The sequence below is a fragment of the Intestinimonas massiliensis (ex Afouda et al. 2020) genome (genome assembly GCF_900626285.1).
In the GTDB taxonomy this organism is placed as follows: domain Bacteria; phylum Bacillota; class Clostridia; order Oscillospirales; family Oscillospiraceae; genus Flavonifractor; species Flavonifractor massiliensis_A.
The window spans coordinates 1,913,637-1,937,135 of the sequence record NZ_LR131147.1; the positions used below are offsets into that span (position 1 = coordinate 1,913,637).

General features: G+C 57.4%; 21 protein-coding genes and 1 pseudogene. 12 read left to right on the forward strand and 10 right to left on the reverse strand.

Annotation, left to right across the window (positions count from 1 at the left end; translation table 11 throughout):
* Positions 1–180: 180 nt before the first annotated feature.
* From E0E41_RS09630 to E0E41_RS09650, 5 genes and pseudogenes are all read right to left on the reverse strand, one after another.
* Positions 181–747 (reverse strand): annotated as a pseudogene (locus E0E41_RS09630) (polysaccharide deacetylase family protein); the annotation flags it as partial.
* 74 nt (positions 748–821) lie between these two features.
* Positions 822–2,123, reverse strand: a complete 1,302-nt coding sequence (locus tag E0E41_RS09635) for an ATP-binding protein (RefSeq protein ID WP_242623750.1) — start codon at positions 2,121–2,123, stop codon at positions 822–824.
* Between the two features lie 119 nt (positions 2,124–2,242).
* The gene (locus tag E0E41_RS09640; RefSeq protein WP_130869738.1) at positions 2,243–3,784 is read right to left on the reverse strand and encodes a recombinase family protein; all 1,542 of its coding nucleotides are present in this window, start codon (positions 3,782–3,784) and stop codon (positions 2,243–2,245) included.
* 296 nt (positions 3,785–4,080) lie between these two features.
* Complete coding sequence (locus E0E41_RS09645; RefSeq protein WP_130869739.1) at positions 4,081–5,655, reverse strand: DUF5906 domain-containing protein; 1,575 nt, start codon at positions 5,653–5,655, stop codon at positions 4,081–4,083.
* On the reverse strand, positions 5,639–6,160 hold the full coding sequence (locus E0E41_RS09650) for a hypothetical protein (RefSeq protein WP_130869740.1): 522 nt from the start codon (positions 6,158–6,160) through the stop codon (positions 5,639–5,641). Before E0E41_RS09650 ends, E0E41_RS09645 begins: the two co-directional genes overlap by 17 nt.
* An 80-nt stretch (positions 6,161–6,240) precedes the next feature.
* Here E0E41_RS09650 and E0E41_RS09655 point away from each other — a divergent pair, with 80 nt between their 5' ends.
* Positions 6,241–7,293, forward strand: coding sequence for a hypothetical protein (locus E0E41_RS09655; RefSeq protein ID WP_130869741.1), 1,053 nt, complete (start codon positions 6,241–6,243; stop codon positions 7,291–7,293).
* 137 nt (positions 7,294–7,430) lie between these two features.
* Here the strand turns inward: E0E41_RS09655 and E0E41_RS09660 are convergent, their stop codons facing one another.
* The gene (locus tag E0E41_RS09660; RefSeq protein ID WP_130869742.1) at positions 7,431–7,640 is read right to left on the reverse strand and encodes a helix-turn-helix domain-containing protein; all 210 of its coding nucleotides are present in this window, start codon (positions 7,638–7,640) and stop codon (positions 7,431–7,433) included.
* Between the two features lie 363 nt (positions 7,641–8,003).
* Between E0E41_RS09660 and E0E41_RS09665 the strand changes: the two genes are divergently transcribed.
* The 3 genes from E0E41_RS09665 to E0E41_RS09675 all read left to right on the forward strand — a co-directional run bounded on the left by E0E41_RS09665 (position 8,004) and on the right by E0E41_RS09675 (position 10,777).
* Positions 8,004–9,119, forward strand: coding sequence for an amidoligase family protein (locus E0E41_RS09665; protein ID WP_130869743.1), 1,116 nt, complete (start codon positions 8,004–8,006; stop codon positions 9,117–9,119).
* Positions 9,119–10,048 carry a class II glutamine amidotransferase gene (locus E0E41_RS09670; protein WP_130869744.1) on the forward strand — a complete coding sequence of 310 codons (930 nt, stop codon included), beginning with the start codon at positions 9,119–9,121 and terminating at the stop codon, positions 10,046–10,048. The genes E0E41_RS09665 and E0E41_RS09670 overlap by 1 nt, the downstream gene beginning before the upstream one ends.
* 135 nt (positions 10,049–10,183) lie before the next feature.
* On the forward strand, positions 10,184–10,777 hold the full coding sequence (locus E0E41_RS09675) for a recombinase family protein (protein ID WP_130869745.1): 594 nt from the start codon (positions 10,184–10,186) through the stop codon (positions 10,775–10,777).
* A gap of 29 nt (positions 10,778–10,806) precedes the next feature.
* Here E0E41_RS09675 and E0E41_RS09680 read toward each other — a convergent pair whose 3' ends face one another.
* Complete coding sequence (locus tag E0E41_RS09680; RefSeq protein WP_130869746.1) at positions 10,807–11,142, reverse strand: helix-turn-helix domain-containing protein; 336 nt, start codon at positions 11,140–11,142, stop codon at positions 10,807–10,809.
* A 164-nt stretch (positions 11,143–11,306) separates the two neighbouring features.
* On the opposite strand from E0E41_RS09680, the gene E0E41_RS09685 reads away from it, so the two are divergent.
* Together E0E41_RS09685 and E0E41_RS09690 are read left to right on the forward strand one after the other, a co-directional pair.
* Positions 11,307–11,987, forward strand: coding sequence for a hypothetical protein (locus E0E41_RS09685; protein WP_130869747.1), 681 nt, complete (start codon positions 11,307–11,309; stop codon positions 11,985–11,987).
* Positions 11,988–12,051: 64 nt separating this feature from the next.
* Positions 12,052–13,146, forward strand: coding sequence for a hypothetical protein (locus tag E0E41_RS09690; RefSeq protein ID WP_165450535.1), 1,095 nt, complete (start codon positions 12,052–12,054; stop codon positions 13,144–13,146).
* Between the two features lie 300 nt (positions 13,147–13,446).
* Here the strand turns inward: E0E41_RS09690 and E0E41_RS09695 are convergent, their stop codons facing one another.
* Both E0E41_RS09695 and E0E41_RS09700 read right to left on the reverse strand, forming a co-directional pair.
* A complete protein-coding gene (locus tag E0E41_RS09695; protein WP_130869749.1) occupies positions 13,447–13,674 on the reverse strand; it encodes a hypothetical protein in 228 nt (75 codons plus the stop codon).
* A gap of 75 nt (positions 13,675–13,749) precedes the next feature.
* On the reverse strand, positions 13,750–14,436 hold the full coding sequence (locus tag E0E41_RS09700) for a FadR/GntR family transcriptional regulator (protein ID WP_130869750.1): 687 nt from the start codon (positions 14,434–14,436) through the stop codon (positions 13,750–13,752).
* A 310-nt stretch (positions 14,437–14,746) separates the two neighbouring features.
* On the opposite strand from E0E41_RS09700, the gene E0E41_RS09705 reads away from it, so the two are divergent.
* The 6 genes from E0E41_RS09705 to E0E41_RS09730 are packed head-to-tail and all read left to right on the forward strand — an operon-like array spanning position 14,747 to position 22,090.
* On the forward strand, positions 14,747–16,297 hold the full coding sequence (locus E0E41_RS09705; protein WP_368019912.1) for an L-lactate permease: 1,551 nt from the start codon (positions 14,747–14,749) through the stop codon (positions 16,295–16,297).
* 30 nt (positions 16,298–16,327) lie between these two features.
* Positions 16,328–17,611 (forward strand): nickel-dependent lactate racemase, encoded by a 1,284-nt coding sequence (larA, locus tag E0E41_RS09710; protein WP_130869751.1) that lies wholly within the window; start codon positions 16,328–16,330, stop codon positions 17,609–17,611.
* 46 nt (positions 17,612–17,657) lie between these two features.
* Positions 17,658–19,079 carry an FAD-binding oxidoreductase gene (locus tag E0E41_RS09715; protein WP_130869752.1) on the forward strand — a complete coding sequence of 474 codons (1,422 nt, stop codon included), beginning with the start codon at positions 17,658–17,660 and terminating at the stop codon, positions 19,077–19,079.
* A 58-nt stretch (positions 19,080–19,137) separates the two neighbouring features.
* Entirely contained in the window at positions 19,138–20,277 is a 1,140-nt protein-coding gene (locus E0E41_RS09720) for an acyl-CoA dehydrogenase family protein (RefSeq protein WP_130869753.1), read from the forward strand.
* Positions 20,278–20,295: 18 nt separating this feature from the next.
* Positions 20,296–21,087: an electron transfer flavoprotein subunit beta/FixA family protein gene (locus tag E0E41_RS09725; protein ID WP_130869754.1), complete on the forward strand. Its 792-nt coding sequence runs from the start codon at positions 20,296–20,298 to the stop codon at positions 21,085–21,087.
* Positions 21,088–21,100: 13 nt separating this feature from the next.
* Entirely contained in the window at positions 21,101–22,090 is a 990-nt protein-coding gene (locus E0E41_RS09730) for an electron transfer flavoprotein subunit alpha/FixB family protein (protein WP_130869755.1), read from the forward strand.
* A 49-nt stretch (positions 22,091–22,139) separates the two neighbouring features.
* Here E0E41_RS09730 and E0E41_RS09735 read toward each other — a convergent pair whose 3' ends face one another.
* The gene (locus tag E0E41_RS09735; RefSeq protein ID WP_130869756.1) at positions 22,140–23,276 is read right to left on the reverse strand and encodes an MFS transporter; all 1,137 of its coding nucleotides are present in this window, start codon (positions 23,274–23,276) and stop codon (positions 22,140–22,142) included.
* Positions 23,277–23,499: the final 223 nt, after the last annotated feature.

Here is a 23,499-nt window from a genome sequence, read left to right on the forward strand (position 1 = left end):
GTGAATAATATCCGTATATGTCGAATATTATTTAAGAATGATAGCACCGCCGTCCAAAAACGTCAAGAATAAAAATGCATAAAATCAGCAGTTCATGCGAATATATATTTATACGCACATCAATAAAAGGCTGCTGTCCCAGCATCTGTATGCTGGGACAGCAGCCTTTTATTTGAATATTTAACAGGGACATTGCCGTCCGGTATGGTCGATAACGTAATCGGTATTATAGGTCCCGGGCAGGATAATCCGGGAGATGGGCACGAAGGTGTAGCCCTCCTGGAGCAGGGTCTCAATGATGCCGGGCAGGGCCTCCGGGGTGTGGAGGGCCGCGTTGTGGAACAGCACGATGGAGCCGGGCTGTACCTTGCTCACCACCCGCTGGGTGATTTCCGAGGCGGGCAGTTCCTTCCAGTCCAGGCTGTCCACGTCCCACTGGATGGGCTCCAGGCCCATGGAGCGGATGGCGGAGATCACATGGTCGTCATACTCCCCGTAGGGCGGCCGGACCAAAGTGGGCCGGACGCCGGTGACCGCCTCGATCTTGTCGCTGCAGGCGTTCAGATCCGCCACGATCTCCTCGGTGCTCAGCTGGGACATGTGGGCGTGGGAATCGGAGTGGTTCATCACCTCATGCCCCGCGTCGGCCAGGGCCTTCACCGACTCGGGATATTTGTCCACCCAGGAGCCCACCACAAAAAAGGTGGCCGTTACATCATAGCGGTCCATGATGTCGATCAGCTCCTGGGTATCCTCATTGCCCCAGGGTGATGTAACATAGCGGCCCTTGGGGCTCTAGGGCTCCAGGGGCCGCTATTGGCTCAGATGCAGAAGCAGGCGTAGAGAGGGACCGATCTCAGCCCATTCTCCTGGCCAAAATTTTTGGTGGAAAGCCGAAGGGACTGCTCCGGCCGAAACGTCTTTTGGTAGACCTCCAGGCTCTTGGCCTTGGTGTGTTCCCCGGCCTTTACTTCAATGGGGAGGATAGCCCCTTCCCTTTGAATCAAAAAGTCGATCTCATACCCGCCCCGGTCCGCCGTCCAGTAGTAGCTGGTATAGCCGCTGGCGGTGAGCTGGGTACACACATAGTTCTCCGTCATGCCGCCCTTGAAGTCGTCCAGCTCATGGGTGGGGTACAGGATATCCTCCGGTACAATTTCTTTTTTGGCGCACAGCAGGCCCACATCGGAAACATAGGTCTTGAAGGCATCAATATCCCGGTAGTTCTCCAGCGGCTTTTTGACCTGCTCCACCCGGTAGATACGCTTGACGATCCCGGAGAGGACCAGCCATTCGATGGCGTTTTCAAACTCCGAGGCCCGCCCGCCCTTCTTCACCAGCTTGTACTGGAAGCGCGTGTTCTTTTTGGAGAGCTGGACCGTGATATTATCGTAGACCAGCCGGGTCTTCTTGGTCTCGTTCTCCTTGTTATACTTGCTCATGTCGTTGAGATAGGCGGACAGAAGGGTATCTTGAATATGCCGGACCAGAACATAGTCCCGGGTCTCAATAAACTTGCTGACACAGTCGGGCATACCGCCCACCAGCAGGTACTGCCGGTAGTAATTCAGCGCCGCCTCGTGGAGCACCGCAGGCATGGGGGTATCGCGGGCAAAGCAGTCCCGAATCTGTCCCACCAGCTCCTCTTCCCCGCAGGCCAGCAGGAATTCCTCCAGGTCCATGGGATACAGGGTCTTCATGTCCACCTTTCCCACCGGGAAGGAGAATTTCTGCCGGTTGACCGCCACCCCCAGCAGACTGCCGCAGGCAATTACATGGTAGGCGGGAGCCAGCTCACAAAAATATTTCAGGCTGGTTAGGGCCCGCTCGCACAGCTGCACTTCGTCGAAAATCACCAGTGTCTTTTCCGTCACGATGCTCTGTCCCGCCAGACGGGAGAGCAGGGGGATCAGATAGGCGGGCTCCAGGCTTTCGTCAAAGGCGCCGGCCAAACTGGGGTTGGTCTCAAAATTGAAGTAGGCCACATTCTCGTAGTGAGCCTTTCCAAACTCCAGAAGGGCATAGGTTTTGCCCACCTGCCGGGCCCCCTGTAAAATCAGCGGACGGCGGTAGGGACTCTTTTTCCATTCCAGAAGATAGTGGGTCATTTTTCGGTACATCATCACACCTCCGCTGTAAAATTCAATAGAATTATAGCGTAATTTAATGCAAAAAACAAGTCGAATTTTACATCATATGTCAAAATCAGAGGGCGTTCCGCACCTGCTGCGCAGAACGCCCTCTATCCGGTCAAGAGTCCAAGCTCATTGGAAAAAGTATAAGTAATCTCGATGTGCCCATCTTCAAAAATCAAAATCTTCCTTACCGTTTCCGCCACTGTGACGCGGTCCAGACTGGTCAGCTTTCCATGCCGGAGCAGGGACTGGACCCACGGATGGAGCAGCACGGCCTCCTCCTGCGGCGCTTCCAGCTGCTGAAGCTGGGCGGATAGCTCCCGCTCCTGCCGCTCATAGTCCGCCTGATATCGCTGGAAATCCTCCTTGCGGATCAGTCCGTCCCGGTAATCCTCATAGGCGGATTTCTTCAGTCGGTAGAGTCGCTCCAATCCCCCCTCCAGACGCTCCCGTTCCCCCGCTCGCCCCTTGGTGGGCTGCCGCTCCGCCTCTTCCGCCAATGCCTGCAGGTCTTGTACCGACGCAATGATTTGGTTCAGGTCATTCAAAACGATTTGTTCCAGAACCGCATGGGAGATGCTGTGTTTGGTACATACTGTGGGTCCGTACCGTTTATAGGAACCGCAGCTATAGTAAATTCCGCCTGCGCTCCTGGTCTTTACCATGGCCCGCCCGCAGTCTCCGCAGCGGAGGAACCCGGCGAAGGGGCTCCGGTTCTGCTCGAAGTCCAGCTGCCGGGTCCGTCTGTGGAGCAGGGTCTGGACCCGCTCCCACTGTTCCGCCCCAATGATGGCCTCGTGGGTGTCCGGGATCACGGTCCAGGCCGAGCGGTCCAGCTGAACAGCCTTCCCATGCATGGTGGGGCGGAAATTCCGGCCCTGTTCCATATTCCCCGCATACATCTGATTTTGCAGGATACGGTGGATGGTGGCATAGGTCCAATAGGTGGTCCGGTCCATTTTTCGGCCGTTGTGGTAGCGCTCCCCCAGGATCCGCTTGTACTCGCTGGGGCTGGGGATGCCTTCGGCGTTGAGCTGTTTGGCAATCCTGACCTTACCCCACCCCTGCTCAAAGAGATCAAAAATCCGCCGCACCACCTGGGCTGCGGCGGGATCAACGACCAAATGGTTATGATTGGCCGGGTCTTTTTGGTAGCCGTAACTGGGGAAAGCCCCGATAAACTCTCCCCTCTGCTGCTTGGTATGAATGGCGGAGCGGACCTTGTCCGAAATGTCCCTGGCATACTGGGTGTTGAAGATATTTTTCATGGGCAAGAGCATATCATAGCGCCCCTGCTGGCTGTCCACGTGGTCATTGACGGCGATAAACCGCACACCTTGGGCAGGGAAGACCCGCTCCAGGTAGCGGCCCATCTCGATGTAGTCGCGGCCGAACCGGGACAGGTCCTTGACCAGAACACAGTTGATCTTCCCTGCTTCGATGTCCCCCTCCATTCTCCGGAAGGCGGGCCGGTCAAAGTTGGTGCCGGTGTAGCCGTCATCCTGGTAAAAGTCCACCAGATGCAGCTCCGGGTGGGCCTCGATGTACTGCTCCAGCAGCTTGCGCTGGTTGGCGATGCTGTCGCTCTCCGCCTTGTCGCCGTCCTCCCGGGACAGGCGCAGATAGCCCGCCGTGTTCCACCTCTCCATGACCGTCCCACCTCCTCTCATGTGGCATGATGTATAGTTACGGTTTGTGGGCCTGGATCAGCGCTCTCAGCAGGGACTCCGGGCCTTTATTGCCGTCAAAGTGACGGGTCACCTGCCAAGATGAACGAGTAGCAGATTTTGTCGTTTCGATGGTCATGAAATCACCTCGATTTTTCCATATTCTGTAAAAATAATATGTGGTCGGGGTGACTAACATACCTGATGCGGGCGCGTCTGGTACTCTGGTAAGACCCGAATGCCCTGGTACCCTCTGGAACCGCATCCGTTCACCCGCTTTACAGGTCTGACCGAAAGATGTTCCCTGCGGATCCAGTCGTTGAGCTGCCTGAAAAATCAATTTCTGACATCGGCGGGCGCCCTTTCAAGAATAAGAAGTGGCAGAAGGCGCAGAAAAGATCGCCTGTCTCAGTCTCACACTCGCTCTGAAGCTCACAGCAGTGATCCACAAATTCCCCCAGAAGCAATGTCTTGTCACTCCCAATCTGAGGCGCGTATTCTTCAGGAACCTGAACACATGTGACCTGGAAGTTTCTGTCCATCAGTGCTTGAAACGCACAGATAGATTGTCTTATAATGTAAGGGGCTTCTGCAAAAAAATCCCGAAACAGTTCCTGTTTCATTTTTTCAACTGGGCAGGGATTTGTAAAGGGGATAATCACCATACGGTTCAGAAGTGCTTCGTCCAGCGCATTTCCATGAAGCGGATAGTTTCCTGCAAAAAACAGGATGGGCTTTTTTCGCATGAGACCGGGGGACTTATATTTTTCCTCGATCTTAACAGTATCATCGCCCACCATCTGCTTGATAATCCCGGCTGCGTCCTTGGGAAGGGGCTTGTCCGGCAAGTCCAGACAGGAAGCCAGGCGCTTCCCCTGCATACTGCCGGTAGTCCACTGATCGGAAAAATCGTGCATTCCTCGGACAGAGACTACATTTTCCTCTCCGACCAGCTTCTCCAGAAATTTGCCGATTTGAGACTTTCCTGTGTTACTAGGCCCCAGCAGCACATAGAAGCGTTTCAGATTGGCTTCTGAAAGGACTAGAGCAATCAATTCCAGAATTTGTTGGCGGATCTCCGGGTCGCCGTTGCTGACCTGCCGGATAAATGACTCGAAAGCGATTCCTTGCTCCGGACTGTTCCGAATTTGTTGATAAGAGAATCTTACCACACGGAAAAAACCATCGTCTGGGTTATGCCGATACAGCACGCCCGTTCCCAGGTCAAGCGTACCATCGAGAAAATTGATTGTGTAGGGAGGCGGTTCGATCTCTTCCTCCTGCTGAATTTCAGGACTCTCACTCACCATTTTTATTAACTTCCGATAATCACTGTTTGTCAGGCTATCTGCAAGGTCAGCCTCTTGCAGCGTTGCCTTAAACAGTACTGCCGCCTGATGGTCACACAATTTTCTCCAACATATCCCATCGAACTGGCACAGACTATCCTGGTAGTACATCAATATCAGCGTCTGGAGCAGGAACTGCTCCAGACGGACCAGGTCCCGGCTCACCTGACGTTTCCCTAGTCCAACACTGATATCCGGCTTTTGTATCCCACAGATGCCTGTCGGAAATGGCTTCTCTGGCCACTTCCGGTCAAATTGGCAGGGCTCAGAGATCCTCCGTGTGATTTTTAATGCGGATACATCCAGCAGTTCCTCAGGGCATCGCAGCGCAAGACTCATTTGCATGTCCCGGACAGCACTGCGGTCCAAACCGCAGTCGTCCTGATCGTTCCAGGACGACTGCGGAAATACCAGAGCGGGCGCTACAGACCGGGACTCTTCCGAGCAATCAAAATCGTCTTCGCTCCAAAATTCGGAAGCTATAGAATCAAATTTGAGCTTCATTTATCGTCTCCTGATGCCAGGCTGGCCGCAGGCATTGGGCAGACAGTCTCCAATGTTCGGCGAAAAGTGGCGATCTTTCTATCTGCAATGACCCGACTGTACTGGACTCCTCCCAATCAAAGACGCCATGCATAGTGGCTGGATGGCAACTGAGGCGTCCCTCTGCAATGAGCCAGAGTTGTCCTGAAAAACAGTCGCAAACGGAGGACAAAACGGCTGTATCCTGCTGATCCAGGAGAACAAGGCGAGCACTTGCCGGCTTGTCCGGATCGGTACTCAGGCCCAGCTTCCACCCCATTGTGTCTGCATTTGCCTCAAAAACTTCGCCGTCATCCCGCTGTAAGCTCATTTCGAAGCGCGCTAGCGGCAGGTAGCGGCGCATATAAATGAGGCACAGCTGGTGGGTATTAGGGTTCCGCATGACGGCATAAACGTCTGGCTGTCCGGCGTTAATTGCGTCAATGATCTCCCTCGTCTGGTAGTCCATGGTGTTTACGTTTTTCATCTTGATTTTCTCCTTTCTGGCAGGGCCTCCTGCCAGAAATATCATACCAGAGTCTGCCGGGCGAGGTCTGATTCACAAAAATGAATTTGGAGGTGTTTCCAATTTCTGAGAAATCAGAAAATAACTCCTTTACGTCTGCCGCTTTGTATCATCAGGCAGTGGACCAAATTGGCCGTTATTGGAGAAGTCTTCTCCATGAAGATTCCACCATTGATTGTGAAGAGGCCTACGGCGTGGAAAACCGTAGGCCTGCATGGTTTGGAGATCTGAAATCATGGCTAGAACCTCTTTACGCTTGCAAAATACAAAGCGGGTCAGGTACAAAAAACACGAAGGCACAGCAGAAATATCAACGTCAATTTAGCCTCCCCAGTGCTGTTAACACCGATCTAGCCATGATTTCTATTGAATTAGATACCATGCTTCCTAAGGATAATCCGTTGGTCGCAGCGATGCTTCCAATCTTGATTTACAGCTATTTTTTGAATCGCAAAAAACAGGGGGAAGCACAATTCGATGCCGATGGCTACCCCATTGACGAGGTATCTCTGCAAGGCACTGCCAAATTGTTTGTTGACCTAAAAACGAATGCATGGCAAGACTATACCTTACCACACGGCGGAAAAGATCCTCTCCTGAATCGAGCAAAAAAATTATTTAATCTTAAAAATTGGCGTTGTGAATATTCAAAGCTCACTTTGAATTCATTGCAGAATGAGCAGAAACAGGGCCAAATTCGCAGGATATTTGGGAAAATTCTGTTGTTTAGCACATTAACCTATCATCTGCAGGATGTGTGCAATGTAACTATGACGATGGATGCCTTTGAGGATTTAACGGGCCTTTTGTCGCTTATTACCAAAGATCTTCCTATCCATACTGCGGGAAAAAGTGAAGGTCCATTTCGCCGTAATCTTGACCCCTGTAAGCAAGAATTGCTCGCGCTTATCGAGCAATTCCAAATAGAGCATTTACAGAGATATGATACAATACCTCCGTATGTCATCTTTTTGTATCTATTAAGAAACAAATTGTGGTATTCTGAGCACGAGGATGAAGGCCGAGATCCAACAGAAGATGAAAGGAAAATGTTTACAAAAGATTTCCCAGACCTAATCTATTTGCTCATCTGATACTCTCGCGAGATTTTCATTTTGGGCAGATGGACAGATTAAATTTGAACTTTGCCGAAGAAGCGGTATCGGAATCACCCTATACCGCTTCTTCGCTCTTATTTTACTGCTTTGATCTGCCCATCTGTCCAGAACGCTCATAATCCGGTCAACTCCAAGATCGCATCTTTTGTAATCCTCCAGCTTCGCCCGACCCGAAATCCTCTCAGCTTTCCAGAGTCCAGCAGACGGTAGATGGTGTTTTTTCCCACGCCTAAAACGTCCATGGCCTCCTGCGCTGTCAATACCACGGGCAGCCGCTCCAGCAGTTCATTTTCCCTCCAGTCCAGATACGCTTCCTCTCGCATGGTAAAAAGCCTCCCATTGATTATTTAGCACCCTGTTTGGTTTTTCTGTCCCCCTCAAACAAATATCATTTCCATAGAATACCGGGAACCGCTGAGGCCTGCGCCTCATCTGCGGTTCCCGGTATTTTTGATTTTATAGGAAAAGGAGGTAGGATGCCATGCTGAAAGCGCTTTTATCTGTGATTCGCGCTGTCATTGTGGAGCTGGTAAATCAGCTGTTTCAGCGGGTTTACGCCACCATGGGGTGACCATGGACCAGCGCCAGGAGTTCCGGGAGAAGTTCCTCGGAGTCCTCCTGGCGGCTGCGGCGGCGCTGCTGTGCGCGGCCATCGACTATTTTGTGAAACAGGAGGAAAACGAACCATGAGAGACGAAGTTTTTACTTGCGAGATCTGCGGCCGCACATATTCCAGCGGCCAGCGGCAAATTTTTGGCGACCAGGAGCTGTGCTCTGACTGCTTCCAGCAGGAAACCCTGCTCTGCTCGGTTTGTGGAGCCCGTATCTGGGCGGACGAAAATGCCGGCAGCGATGGCACTCCGCTCTGCCAGCGGTGTTACGAGCGGGAATACACCAACTGTATCCGCTGCGGAGCTTTACTCCACAATGACAGCGCCTATTACTCCAGAGACGATGAGGATGACGAGGAGCCCTTGTGCTATGACTGCTATGCCAGAAACGTCCGGCAGAGCGCCATACAAGACTACTCCTACAAGCCGGAGCCAATTTTTTACGGGAACGGGCGCCGGTATTTTGGTGTGGAGCTGGAGATCGACGGAGCCGGAGAATCCTCTGGAAACGCCAAAACGATTTTGTCCCTGGCGAATGCCAGGAAAGAGTTGATTTACTGCAAGCATGACGGCTCTTTGGACGAAGGCTTTGAAATTGTTACGCACCCCATGACTCTGGAATTCCATCAGAAGGAGATGCCCTGGGAGGCAGTCATGCGCGAGGCGGTCACAATGGGCTATCGGAGTCACCAGTGCGGAACATGCGGCCTTCACGTCCATGTGAGCCGGGCAGCCTTCGGCTCTACTCACCGGGAGCAAGAGGCCGGCATTGCCCGGGTCCTGTACTTCTTTGAGAAACACTGGGAGGAACTGCTGAAATTCAGTCGGCGTACTCCGCGCCAGTTGGAACGCTGGGCTGCCCGCTATGGTCTGAAAGATCATCCTATGGACATTCTGGACCACGCGAAGAAAGGGTACGGAGGGGGCCGATATTCCTGCGTGAACCTCAAAAATAGCGATACGATTGAATTCCGTATGTTTCGCGGGACACTGAAATACAACACACTGCTCGCCACATTGCAGCTCGTTGACCGAGTCTGTGATGTGGCAATTTATTTGTCCGACGACGAGTTGAAAGCTCTGTCCTGGACCAGTTTTGTCTCTGGTTGCCAGGCACCGGAGCTGGTGCAGTACCTGAAGGAGCGGCGGCTCTATGTCAATGACCCCGTTTCCGGAGAGGAGGAGCTGTAATGTGCTGCTTGTTTGGAGTCATCGACTACGGCCACTCTCTGACCCAAAAGCAGAGAAACCACATACTCACGGTCTTATCCGTCTCCTGTGAGGCCAGAGGGACAGATGCCACGGGAATCGCTTACCACAGTCATGGCAAGCTCTGTATCTACAAGCGCCCCCTTCCGGCCCATCAGATGCGCTTCCATGTCCCCGCAGATGTGTGGACCATTATGGGCCATACGCGGCTGACGACCCAGGGAAGTGAGCAAAGAAACTACAATAACCACCCGTTCCGGGGAACCGTATCCGATGGGATGTTCGCCCTGGCTCACAACGGCGTGATTCGGAACGATAAGCTGCTGCGCAGGAAACTGGGACTGCCTGCAGCAAAAATCGAGACGGACAGCTATATCGGGGTACAGCTGCTGGAGCAGGCCCATACGCTGAGCTTTGAGAGCCTGCGCCGTATGGCGGAACAGCTGGAGGGCTCGTTTACCTTTACCGTCCTCAGCGGAGCGGATGATCTTTACCTTGTCAAGGGCGACAATCCCATGTGTCTGTATCACTTCCCAAACAGGGGTCTTTTCCTCTACGCTTCAACTGAGGAGATTCTGCGGCGGGCGATTGGACGCTTGCGATTCCGGCTGGGGGAGGCCACCGAGATCGCAACACGATGCGGGGATATCTTACGGATCACCGCTGCGGGTCAGCTCACAAGGGGCCAATTCGACAGCTCCAAGCTGCTCTCAGCCTGGTTCGATCCACATTGGCGGCGTTTCCGCGCTCCGTGGGAGTCACGCCCTGCGAAGGCTGCCCCCGGCTATTTGGACGAGCTGAAATCGGTGGCCTATGCCTTCGGCTATGCTCCAGAGGAAATCGATATGCTGGCGGCAGAAGGGTTTTCTCCGGAAGATCTGGAAGAATTCCTGTATTGCGGGGTGCTTTGATGCCGGGTCCCGGTCCGCAAAAGGGCCGGCGGAATTTTCTGGACGAAATCAGGCGAGAAATACGCCCTTTTGGGGCGCTGGCAGATCGATTTCGGATGTTCAGTCTAACAACTGTTTTCCTGGACACTCCTGGAGGTGGTAAACACGAACTTCGGATATGCCCGATGCAGCACAAATGAGAGCAGGCAGGACATTGACCGCCAGGTGCGGGAGCTGAAAGCTGCCGGGGCGGAGAAGGTCTACCTGGAGTACGAGCACGGAGACAGTGCTGTCAAGCAGGTCCAGCAGCGTATGTTTGAGCTGGCACAGGAGGGGGATACCATTATCACGCTGGAGGTCTCCCGTCTGGCCCGGAGCACAAAACAGCTCTGTGAGATCATTGACTTGATAAAAGACAAGTCCCTCTGTCTGATTATCGTAGGCAGTATTACGATGGATTGCCGGAAAGGCCATGCGGACCCTATGACGGAGGCGTTTCTCCAGATGGCAGGGGTATTCGGCCAGTTGGAGCTGGCCATGATCCGGGCCCGTGTGCGCTCAGGCATGGCAAACGCGAAGGCGAAGGGCAAATGGATCGGCAGGCCCCGGCTCACCCCCGACACCATCCCGGCCATCTTCTACCGGCATTATCCGTCCTACCAGTCCGGCCAGCTCAATATCAGCGAATTTGCCCGTGTCTGCGATGTGAGCCGTACTACGATCTATAAATATCTCAGTATGGTGCGCTGAGCGGTGATATAGCAAAAAAGATTCGCCCGTCACTTGGGCGAATCTTTTTTGCTGTTCATGGCCAGAAGAAAGGTCTTCAGAAGCTGTTCGGCGTAACCGCGTTCTACCGTGGAACAACTCTTCAGCAGAAGCTCCAGAGGCTCAGAACTGTTATGCTCCGATGTTCCAAATAAAATATGGTCCGTGGATAACCGCAAAATGTGAGCGATTTTGCAGAGGGTGGGAACAGACATTCCTTTGGCTCCGAGCTCAATATCGGAGCAAAACTTGGGCGTGACCTCCAGCAGCTCGGCAAACTGTTCTCTGGTATAGCCCAGATATTCCCGCTGCCTGCGAATTCTGCCGCCAATCTCTGCCCATTCCATGCGATACCCTCCCCCGTTTTTCTTCAGTTTACCCTTGAGAGTTATATTTATAAATAAACTTGCAGGGTTGAAAACAGAGAACTCACAGGGTATAATTGAGACGGAAAATGATTCAGGAATTGGAAGATTTGATTTAATCGTAACAGACGAAGGAGAGACATCATATGACAGACCGGGAAATCATCCAGCAGGTAAAAGCGGTCAAAGAAAAAGAGAATGCGCTGGTCGATGCACAGATCGCCGCCGGAGAAAAGATGGAATGGGTTGAAAAGAAGTACGAGGCGGGAAAGTTCAGCTTGGTCGGAACGCTGCTGATATCGTTTTTTGCCGCCTGCGTCATAGGTGGCATTGCAGCACTTCTGCTTAACACCAGCAGTATCCTGGTCCTCGTTGTACCGTTTGTCATCGTTGCCGCATTATGTATTTCCGGACAGCGGTCCGCAAAAAAGGAATTCACCACAGAGATCGCGCCCCAGATCCCCGGGATCAAGCAGGCCTATGATGAGGCAGTTCAAGCATTGAAGCGCTATCAGGAATCCAAAGAATACACCGACGTGATCCCCGGAGCATTTCCGGCCAAATACTCTGATCCGGCGTCTCTGGCGATTATCATTGATTACTTTGATACCAGAAGAGCGGATACTCTCAAAGAGGCGTTCAATCTTTTGGAGTCCGAGGCCAAAATGAACGAGCTCATGAATCTGCAAAAGAAACAGCTCGATGAGATGGCCAAAAACAATGCGGCCGCGCAGCAGATCGTCCAGCAGAACGAGCGGATGGCAAAGCTGAACAAGCAGATCGCCAAGTCCAGCAAATGGACCAACTGGTGGCTCTTCTGGAAATAACGTAATGTGTCTGATAGAGAAAGGAATCAATCAAATGAAACTGAAGCGAGCAGTCTGCTGTATGATGGTTTTGATTCTGTTGGCCGTGCTGCCGGCCTGCGGGGGGAAAGATGCCGCCCAAAATACCGGCCCGCTGCCTCCGGATCATTCTGAAACCATGACTGGCGATGTGATTTCACAGGACGGCACGCCCGTTGAGGATCCCAACACGCCTTCCGACCCGACCGGAAGCGAGGACGCGCCGGTGACCGTGGATCCCAACACCATGACCGCCGATGAACGGCAGGAGCTTTTGATGTCCGGCGAGGAAAATATGCCCTATTTCATGCGCAGCGATATGCCAGAGGAGCGGATGGAATACCGGTTTAACGTCTATCGCTACGGACTGAATTTTGTCAATGAGCACGCTGTTTCCAGCGACGGAGAACTGTACGACGACCTGTGCCGGAATATTTTCAGCTATGCGGACAGTGCCCGTGAGATCTGTGTGACAGGGACCGTCGAGTGGTGCAGCCGGGACGGGAGCTTTACGGAATTTCTGGTGAAAGATGATTATGCATGGAAGGACATCTATTTCTCGGTGATGGCCTACACCGACGTCCCTGTTCTGGAGGGCGACTCCGTGACCTGCTTCGGCTATGTGAACGGGACGGAGTCGTATACCACGACCTATGAAAACGGCAGCGCGTCTGAACAGGAGGTTCCGTCCATCTATTTGGAGGATATGTTCCTGCATACCGGCGGTCAAAAAGCCGCTGGAGAGGCAACTCTGAGCGGCCTGACATTTTATGAAGGCTCCCCCGATTATTCGGACACGGAGATGGATTTTTTCTTCTTCGGGTCTGATGCCGTCTATTATAGCGAAAACTATCTCACCCCTGACACGGTCAACAGCCATCCATATACCGTATACGGCTATTACTACGAGCCTGAGCAAAATCGCTACACATGCTTGATCCGATATACTGAATTCCAGTATCCGGACGGGGCGTATACAACCATGACCGTCAGCCCCTATGCCATCGATTTCAAAACGCCGGACGGAGCAATCAAAAGCGCCTACACCGCATTTGAGAACGCGGTTCCCTCCACGATGCCCCTCAATACGAATGTTGCCGCAAATGGGCATATGTTCGACTGGTATCGCCTCTTTGGATAACCAGCTGAAATCTTCAGCACAGTCATGACCCCCGGCTAAGCCGGGGGCTTGTGTAAGCCCTAGAAGGGCATCGTACCGGCAAGCCTCTCAAGAGGCACTGAAAAATCTGCCACTCGCATCACTTGCCCCACAGCCCGTAAACGGGCGCTGTTTATCTAAGATCAACTTCCTGACAATAGTAAAGTTGTTGATTTTTTCTCGCTTCGCTCGACGCTTGGAGCTAAAGCTTTTTTACTCTCCCCAGCAGAGCTGGGGGTTCTCATTTCGCTAAAGCATACAAAAGAAGCGGCGCCCGGAACGCTAAGGTTCCGGGCGCCGCAATCTCACATCACCCCAGGCGGCATCAAAGGAGATGGCCACCATTTTCTGATCCCGCTGGACGCAGTAGATGGGCAGCTGCCGCTGGGTGGCCGCGACGGTGGCGGCATAGGGGTAATTGACCACATAGAAGATCAGGGCCGCCGCCAGGACGCAGGCCAGCACCGTCAGCGGCTTTTTCCGGAACAGTAAGATCTTTCCCTTAAGCATAAGAAAACCCTCCTTTGTGCCATTCTATGTCCGGATCGGGCCGGACAGAAGGGCGCAGAGGAGGGTCTTTTCTACTTATTCCGTGGCCGGCATATTGCTGTTGACCACATTGAAATGGTGGTTCACCGCCAGCATCAGATGGGTCTTGTCCCGCCGGCGCAGCGCGTCCACCATCTGCTCGTGGGCGTACTGGAGCTGACTGCCCGTGCGCGGATTCTGCAGGATCTGCCGGCGCATATCGCTGATAAACCGGTCGATGGTGGAGGACAGGGCCCGGAGGATCTGGATGATGAGCTGGTTGCCCGAAATGGCGGCGATCTCATCGTGGAGCTGCTTGTCCAGCTGGGCCCCCAGTTCGGCCGGGCAGGCCACCATCTGCCGCACCAGGCTGTCCAGCCGATCCACCTGGGTGCTGGTGATCCGGTCAGCCGCCAGTAGCGCCGCCTGAAGCTCCAGCCCCGCCCGCAGCTCCGCCAGCTGGTGGTAGTCGATCTGCTGGAGCAGGATGAGCATATCAAAGGAATCCTTCAGGTTCCGCTGGATGTTGCAGCTGATGAAATTGCCCGCACCCTGGCTGCTCACCAAAAAGCCCATATGCTCCAGCAGCCGGATGGCCTCCCGCACGGAGTTGCGGCTGATCCCCAGCTTCTCCGCCAGATCCCGCTCGGGGGGCAGGGATTGGCCCAGGGTAAGCTTCCCGTCCCGCAGGGCATCCTCCAAATAGGTAAGCACACGCTCATACGACTTCTGTTGTTCCGCCATATGCTCCCTCCTTCCTTTCCAGATCATTGCAGTCAGCTTGTCATTCTGTGGATATTATATCACAGCGGGCAACAGCTTGTAAAGGTAGTTCCAATTCGCAAAACTGGTGGGTCCAAAGTTGCACAAAAAACCCTATGGAAAAGTTATGCACTCATACAAATTTAGTCTATTTGCCATTTTTGAGGGCTTCTTCCCTTGACATTTGTACTTTACGCGCATAATATTGCTCTTGGAAAAAGCAAACGGGTGCGTATAGGTTTTATCTTTGGTACTACCATAGCTGTGGCAGCGTATCAACACGAAGGAGTGTATGGATGTGTTTCTGCGGTTCTTGCTTGCTCTGCTTCCCATTCTTTGGTTAGCTCTGGCTTTGAGCGTATGGAAGCGCCCCGCTTATCAGGTTTGTCCCCTGGCGCTGGTAATTACGGTCTTACTGGCGCTTTTTTACTGGAAAAGTCCGGGAATGGAAGTCTTTACCGGCGGTCTGGAGGGGGCTCTGATGGCCCTGTGGCCCATTTCGCTGGTCATCGTGGCGGCGGTGTTCACCTATAATCTGACGGTGCGCACCGGGGCCATGGAGCAGATCAAGGGCATGCTGACCGCGGTCACCCGGGATAAGCGGGTGCTGGTGCTTCTCATCGCCTGGGGCTTCGGCGGCTTCATGGAGGGCATGGCGGGCTTCGGCACCGCGGTGGCCATCCCCGCCGGCATCCTGTGCGGCCTGGGCTTTGACCCCATCTTCTCCGCTCTGGTGTGTCTGGTGGCCAACGCCACCCCCACCGCCTTCGGCTCCATCGGCATCCCCACCATCACCGCCGCCTCAGTGGCGGGTCTGGAAGCGGGGCCCACCGCTGTGGTGGTGGTCCTCCAGCTGGCCCTGATGGTTGTGCTTACCCCCCTGCTGATGGTGATGATGACCGGCGGCGGGCTCAAGTCCCTGAAAGGGGTCTGGCCGGTGGCTCTGGGCTCCGGCCTGGCCTTTGTGATTCCCGAGTTCCTCACCGCCAAGTACGTAGGCGCGGAGCTGCCGGCGGTTACCGGCTCGGTGGTGTGCATGGTGGTGACCATCCTCCTGTCCAAGCTGCTGAAGGGTGAGCCTCCCGCCGAATACGCCCTGCCCAAGCTCCAGGGGCAGGCCGGTCTCACCGTCAGGTCCGGCGTACTGGCCTGGTCCCCCTTCATTCTGATCTTCGTGTTCCTGCTGGTCACCTCCAGCCTGGTGCCCCCCATCCACAATGTGCTGGCGGCCATCAAGAGCGACGTGCTCATCTACTCCGGCGAGGGTGCCAGTCCCTATAGCTTCTCCTGGGTCAACACCCCCGGCGTGCTGATCTTCATTGCCGCCTTCCTGGGCGGGGCCCTGCAGAAGGCCAGCCTGTCCGTCATGGGGCAGGTGCTGTGGGCCACACTGAAGCAGATGTCCAAGACCATCATCACCCTGGTCTCCATCCTGGCGGCGGCCAAGATCATGGGCTACTGCGGCATGACCAGCGACATTGCCGCCTTCCTGGTGGCGGTCACCGGATCCTGCTACCCCATCGTGGCGCCGCTCATCGGCTCCATCGGCACCTTCGTCACCGGCAGCGCCACCTCCGCCTCGGTGCTGTTCAGCGGCCTCCAGGCTGAGACCGCCACCGCTCTGGGCATGGACGCCACCTGGCTGGTGGCCGCCAACACCATCGGCGCCACGGCAGGCAAGATCATCTCCCCCCAGAGCATCTCCATCGCCACTGCCGCCACCGATACGGTGGGGCAGGAGAGTATCATCCTGCGGAAATCCATCGGATATTACATCCTGTTTGTGGTGGTGTTCGGTCTGATCTCTCTGCTGGCCCACCCGCTGATGGCCCTGGTCCTGTGACCGGAGCAACAATATAAGGAGGAACGGCATATGGCCCAAATCACATTGCCCTTCGGCCGTGAACACGTTACGGCCGACATCCCTGACAGCCGGCTGGCCGGCGTGCTCCAGTCCAAGGCCCACAGCTATCAGGCCAAGGCCGGTCAGTCGGAGCTGGTGCGGCAGGCCCTGGAAAACCCCATCGGCTCTCCCCGTCTGCGGGAGCTGGCGGCCGGTAAGCACAAGGTGGTCATCCTCAGCAGCGACCACACCCGCCCCGTACCCAGCAAGGTGATCCTGCCCGAGCTGGTGGCGGAGATCCGCGCCGGCAGCCCCGATGCCGAAATCACCGTGCTGGTGGCCACCGGCTTCCACCGGCCCACCACTGAGGCCGAGCTGCTGGACAAGTACGGCGAGGAGCTCTACCGCCACTCCGGGCTGCGCTTCGTCATCCATATGAGCGGCAAGAAGGAGGATATGGTCCATCTGGGCACCCTGCCCTCCGGCGGCGAGCTGCTCATCAACAAGGTGGCGGCGGAGGCCGACCTGCTGGTGGGCGAGGGCTTCATCGAGCCCCACTTCTTCGCCGGGTTCTCCGGCGGCCGCAAGAGCGTGCTGCCCGGTGTGTCCAGCCGGGAGACCGTGCTGGCCAACCACTGTTCCGCCTTTATCGACAGTCCCTACGCCCGCACCGGCATCCTGGACGGCAACCCCATTCACCGGGACATGCTGTACGCCGCCCAGCAGGCCAAGCTGGCTTTTATCTGCAATGTGGTCATCGACGCTGACAAGCATGTGATCGCCGCCTTTGCCGGACACTTTGACCAGGCCCACCGTTCCGGGTGCGCCTTCGTGGACCAGCTCTCCGGCGTGGATGCGATCCCCGCTCCCATCGTCATCACCACAAACGGGGGCTATCCCCTGGACCAGAACCTGTACCAGTCGGTGAAGGGCATGACGGCGGCGGAAGCCACCTGCGCCCCCGGCGGCGTCATCATCATGGTGTCCGCCTGCAGCGACGGCCACGGCGGCCAGTCCTTCTACGACACCTTCGCCAATGAGCCGGACAACCAGAAGATCATGGACCGGTTCCTGGCCACCCCCAGCGACCGCACCATCCCCGACCAGTGGGAGGCCCAGATCCTGTGCCGGGTGCTCCTCCAGCACCCCGTCATCATGGTCACCCAGGCCCCCCGGGAGATGGTGGAGGCCATGCATCTGCACTGGGCGCCCGACCTGCCCGCCGCCATCGCCCTGGCGGACCAGCTGCTGGGCAGGGCCGACAGCCCCATCACCGTCATCCCCGACGGCGTGTCGGTGATCGTCCGTAAGTAAGTACCCTATCCTAACATATGATTTCAATAAAAAGGGGAGCATTTTTATGAGCCAGTACAACAAGGTCACCCCGGAGCTGATCGAAGCCCTGAAGGCCGCCGTGCCCGGCCGGGTCAGCGTCAACGGGGACATCAACGAGGACTTCTCCCACGATGAGATGCCCATTTACGGCAAGGCCATGCCCGAGGTGGTGGTGGAGTGCCTGACCACCGAAGAGGTGGCCGCCGTCATGAAGCTGTGCAACGACAACTGCGTGCCCGTCACCCCCCGGGGCGCCGGCACCGGCCTGACCGGCGGCGCCGTGGCCATCCACGGCGGCGTGGTGCTGTCCACCACCAAGATGAACAAGATCCTCTCCTACGACACCGAGAACATGGTGGTCCGGGTCCAGGCGGGCGTGCTGCTCAACGACCTGGCTGAGGACGCGGCCAAGCAGGGCTTCCTGTATCCCCCCGATCCCGGTGAGAAGTTCGCCACCCTGGGCGGCAACGTGGCCACCAACGCCGGCGGCATGCGGGCCGTCAAGTACGGCGCCACCCGGGACTATGTGCGGGCCATGACCGTGGTCCTGCCCACCGGCGAGATCGTCCATTTGGGCGCCAGCGTGTCCAAGACCAGCTCCGGCTACTCCCTGCTCAACCTGATGATCGGCTCCGAGGGCACGCTGGGCATCATCACCGAGCTCACCCTCAAGCTGATCCCCGCCCCCAAGGAGGTCATCAGCCTGGTGGTGCTGTACGAGAACCTGGAGGACTGCATCGCCACCGTGCCCAAGCTGATGATGGCCAACCTCCACCCCCAGGCTCTGGAGTTCATGGAGCGGGAGATCGTCCGTCTGTCCGAGAGCTACCTGGGCAAGAGCACCTTCCCCCAGACCTTCGAGGGCTCCGACGTCAACGCCTATCTGCTGATCACCTTCGACGGCGAGAACGAGGACCAGCTCACCGAGATCATCGAGCAGGCCTCCGAGGTGGTGCTGGAGGCCGGCGCTCTGGATGTGCTGGTGGCCGACACGCCCCAGCTGAAGAAGGACGCCTGGGCCGCCCGTTCCACCTTCCTGGAGGCCATCGAGGCCAACACCAAGCTGCTGGACGAGTGCGACGTGGTGGTGCCCGTGAACCAGATCGCCCACTATGTCACCTACATCAAGGAGATCGCCCAGAACTACGACTTCGAGGTCAAGAGCTTCGGCCACGCCGGCGACGGCAACCTGCACATCTACACCTGCTCCAACGACATGGAGCTGGCCGAGTTCGAGAAGCAGGTGGCCGACTTCATGGAGAAGGCCTACGCCAAGGCCACCGAGCTGGGCGGCCTGATCTCCGGCGAGCACGGCATCGGCCACGGCAAGATGGACTACCTGGCCCAGATGGTGGGCCCCGTGAGCATGCGTCTGATGAAGGGCATCAAGGAAGTCTTTGACCCCAACATGGTGCTCAACCCCGGCAAGGTGTGCTACAAGCTGTAACTTCGTCTATTCCATTCCACATCATATATTATAAATATTACATAAGGAGGAACCCGTCATGGCATATCTGATTTCGGAAGAGGCTCAGGAGCTGCTGGGCGCCGTTAAGGAGTTCTGTGAGAAGGAAGTCAAGGAGCAGTGCAAGGAGTACGACCGCTCCGGCGAGTGGCCCAAGGAGATCTACGACAAGGCCATCGAGATGCAGCTGCACATGCTGGAAGTGCCCGAGGAGTACGGCGGCATGGGCCTGAGCCGTGTGGACGTGGCCGCTCTGTTCGAGGAGATGGCCAAGGCCGACGCCGGCTTCGCCACCACCATTTCCGCCAGCGGCCTGGGCACCAAGCCCGTGCTGATCGCCGGCAGTGAGGAGCTGAAGAAGCGTGCCTGCCAGCTGATCGTGGACGGCGGCTTCGGCGCCTTCTGCCTGACCGAGCCGGGCGCCGGCTCCGACGCCAGCGCCGGCAAGACCACCGCCGTGAAGGACGGCGACAGCTACATCCTCAACGGCCGCAAGTGCTTCATCACCAACGGCGGCATCGCCTCCTTCTACTGCGTCACCGCTATGACCGACAAGTCCGCCGGCGTGAAGGGCATGTCCATGTTCTTCGTGGAGAAGGGCACCCCCGGCCTGTCCACCGGCCACGAGGAGGACAAGATGGGCATCCGCACCTCCAACACCTGCGACGTGGTGTTCGAGGACTGCCGCATCCCCGCCTCCAACCTGATCGGCGCCGAGGGCAAGGGCTTCTCCATCGCCATGAAGACCCTGGACCAGGCCCGGACCTGGATGGGCTGCGTGGCCACCGGTATCGCCCAGCGGGCCATGGAGGAGGCCATCGCCTACACCAAGGAGCGTATCCAGTTCGGTAAGCCCGTGCTGAAGAACCAGGCCCTCCAGTTCAAGGTGGCCGACATGGCCATCAAGATCGAGACCGCCCGTCAGATGGTGGCCCACTCCCTGACCCTGATGGACAAGGGCCTGCCCTACACCAAGGAGTCCGCTATCGCCAAGTGCTACGCCTCCGACATCGCCATGGAGGTTGCCTCCGAGGCCATCCAGATGTTCGGCGGCTACGGCTACAGCCGCGAGTACCCCGTGGAGAAGCTGCTGCGGGACGCCAAGATCTTCCAGATCTTTGAGGGCACCAACGAGGTGCAGCGCATCGTGGTGGCCAACAACACCATCGGCAAATTCTAAGGCGGGGAGCGAAGGAACATGGAAATTCTGGTATGTCTCAAGCAGGTGCCCGACGATTCGGTGGAGATCCACCTGAAGCCCGGCACCCAGGAGGTGAACCTGGACGGTGTCACCCCCGTAGTCAACGCCTTTGATACCTACGCCCTGGAGATGGCCACCCGTCTGAAGGAGGCGGTGGGCGGCAATATCACCGCCATCACCGTGGGTCCCGAGGGGGCCAAGGACGCGGTAAAGACCTGCCTGGCCGTGGGCGCCAATCAGGGCTATCTGGTCACCGATCCCACCTTTGAGGGCGCCGACAGCCTGGGCAAGAGCAAGATCCTGGCCGCCGCCATCCGCAAACTGGAGGCCGACGCCGGCAAGCCCTTTGATCTGATTTTCTGCGGCCGTGAGGCCACTGACAAGGCCGAGGGACAGGTGGGTCCCCAGCTGGCCGAGGCTCTGGGCGTGGGCGTGGTCACCGATCTGGTGGATATCCAGCAGACCGGCGCCGGCGTGCAGGCCAAGCAGGAGACCGAGGAGGGCTACCGTCTGGTGGACGCCCCCCTGCCCTGCGTGGTCACGGTGAACAAGCCCCCCTATGACCCCCGCTACCCCACCATCAAGAGCAAGCTGGCCGCCCGGAAGATGCCCATTCCCGCTCTGGACGCCGCCGCCCTGGGCGGTGTGGCTCCCGGCGCCGCCGGCAGCCATGTGGTGAAGGTGTACGAGCCGGCCAAGCGTCAGGCGGGCGTGAAGATCAAAGAGGAGACCTGTGAGGAATCCGTCGCCAAGGCCATTGCCATGATGGCGGACGCCAAGGTGCTGTAAAGGAGAGAGCGGTATGGATTGGGGAAATCGTAAGGATATTCTGGTCTTTCTGGAGCAAAAGGACGGAAAGGCCCTGAACGTGGGGCTGGAGTGCCTCACCCCTGCCCGCGCTCTGGCGCAGCACACCGGCGGACAGGTTCTGGCCGTGCTGATGGGCACGGACAACAAGGACGCAGCGGAGAAGGCGGCCCCCCTGGCTGACGGCGTGGTCACCGTCACCGGCGGCGACTACACTGACGGCGCGGCCGACGCCTTTACCTGGGCGCTGGAGCAGCTGGCCGCCCGGTACAATCCCGCCGCGGTGCTGGCGGGCAACACCCCGCTGGGCCGTGAGATGACTGCCCGGCTGTGCGCCCGTCTGGGCCTGGGCAGCGTCCAGGACGCTACCGCCCTGACCTGGGACGGGGACACCCCGGTGTGGACCGTGCCTCTGTACGGCGGCACCGTTCTCAATGACGTGGCCGTGGACACCCTGCCTGTGGTGGCCACCACCCGCTCCGGCGCCTTTACCAAGCCGGAGGCCGGCCAGGCCGGCGCCGTCACCCCGGTGGACCTTCAGGTGCCCGCCGACGCGGTGAAGGTCAAGGTGGCCGAGGCGGTGAAGGAGATCTCCGAGGCCGTCAACCTGGAGGAGGCCAAGGTCATCGTCACCGGCGGCCGGGGCATGGGCTCCAAGGAGCAGTTCGCCCTGGTGGAGGAGCTGGCCGATCTGCTGGGCGGCGTGGTGGGCGCCACCCGTCCCGCCATCGAGGACGGCTGGGTCTCCCGTGCCCACCAGGTGGGCCAGTCCGGCAAGATCGTGGCTCCCGCCCTGTACATCGCCTGCGGCGTGTCCGGCGCCACCCAGCACGTGTCCGGCATGAGCGGCTCCGGCTACGTGGTAGCCATCAACAAGGATGAGGACGCCCCCATCTTCGACGTGGCCGACGTGGGCATCGTGGGAGATGTGGCCAAGGTCCTCCCCCTGATGATCCAGGAGATCCGTCAGCGCAAAGCCGACTGAGCAAGAACATAAAATTGGGTCCCGCCTCTTTAGAGACGGGACCCAATTTTTATATTGAAAAATGGCTGCCCCACAGGCAAAAGAGCAGTAGCCCTACGCCGCACAGGCCTGCGCCCAGCAGGAAGGCGGCAGACAGGGTGAGCTCTGCCGCTGCCCCGAACGCCAGATTGGCCCCCACCCCCACGCCGTCCATCACCATGGCTCCCACGCTCAGGGCGGTGGCCCGGTCCTCCGTGGTGATCTGCCGGTTCTGCAGCTCCAGCTGGAGGGGCTGGAACAGGCTGTTTCCCACCCGCAGGAGCAGAACCCAGGCCACAGACAGGGGGGCGCTCCGGGTGCCGGCCAGGGCCAGGCAGGACAACGCCGCCAGGCCGAACAGCAGCCGGGCCGTCCGTCTTTCCCCCAGCCTCCGGGTCAGCCGGGCGGAAAACACTCCGGTCAGGCCCAGGAGGGCGGCGGCAAGATAGACCAGGCCGATGCTCTCGTTCCCCATGCCGCAGCGCTGATATTGGGGCTGGTTGAGAAAGACGGTGACCGCCTGATGGGTCTCGGTCAGCAGCCCGGCGGCGATCAGGAGGGCCATCAGCCGCCGGTCTTTCAGCACCTGCCCCGCCGCCGTCCGGAAGCGCCCCGCCCGACGGGGCGTCGTCCCCCTCACCTCGGCAAGTCCCAGGGACAGCGCGGCGGCAGCCCCATAGCTGAGCACCGTCAGCAGCCCGGCCAGGTCGTACCGCTCCCCGATCCACAGAGAAAATACCAGGGCCGCCAGCAGCAGGCCCAGGGTCTGCAGACCGCTGTACACGCTGAACACCCGGTGGCTCTCCCCCTCGCCGCAGGAGAGGTAGAGGATGCTGGCATCCACCCCGGACAGCCCCGCCGTCACCACGCTGAGCAGCATCCGTTCGGCCAGAAACCAGCCAAATCCGTCCGCCTGCCAGAATACGATTTTGGACGCAAAATAGAGGGTGCAGCAGAACACCATGGTCCGCTTGTAGCCCATCCGGTCGGCGGCCGCCCCCCAGGGCACCTCCAGCAGGATACACAGGGCCAGGGAGACGCTCTCGATCAGGGTGATCTGGAAGATGCTCAGGCCGTGGGCCTGCCGGCAGAGGGTGGCCACAGGCGCATAAAACACCATCCCCTGGAGCAGGGCTATGGCGTACATCAGCGCAATATTTCGTTTCATGAACCGCAAATCCTTTCCTGTTTTTGGACAAGACAGCCAGGCGCTGGAATACCAGCGCCTGGCTGTGCTCTCTCCATCAGGTGGGACTGGGTTTCATAGGGCGGCTCCTCCCGCTTTTTTCTTGATTGTACCATAAAAAAACCGGTTTGGGGTTGCCAATTCAAAAAATATATGCTATCCTCAAACAGCGGCCGAAAGGCCAGCAAATCAATAGGAAAAAGGA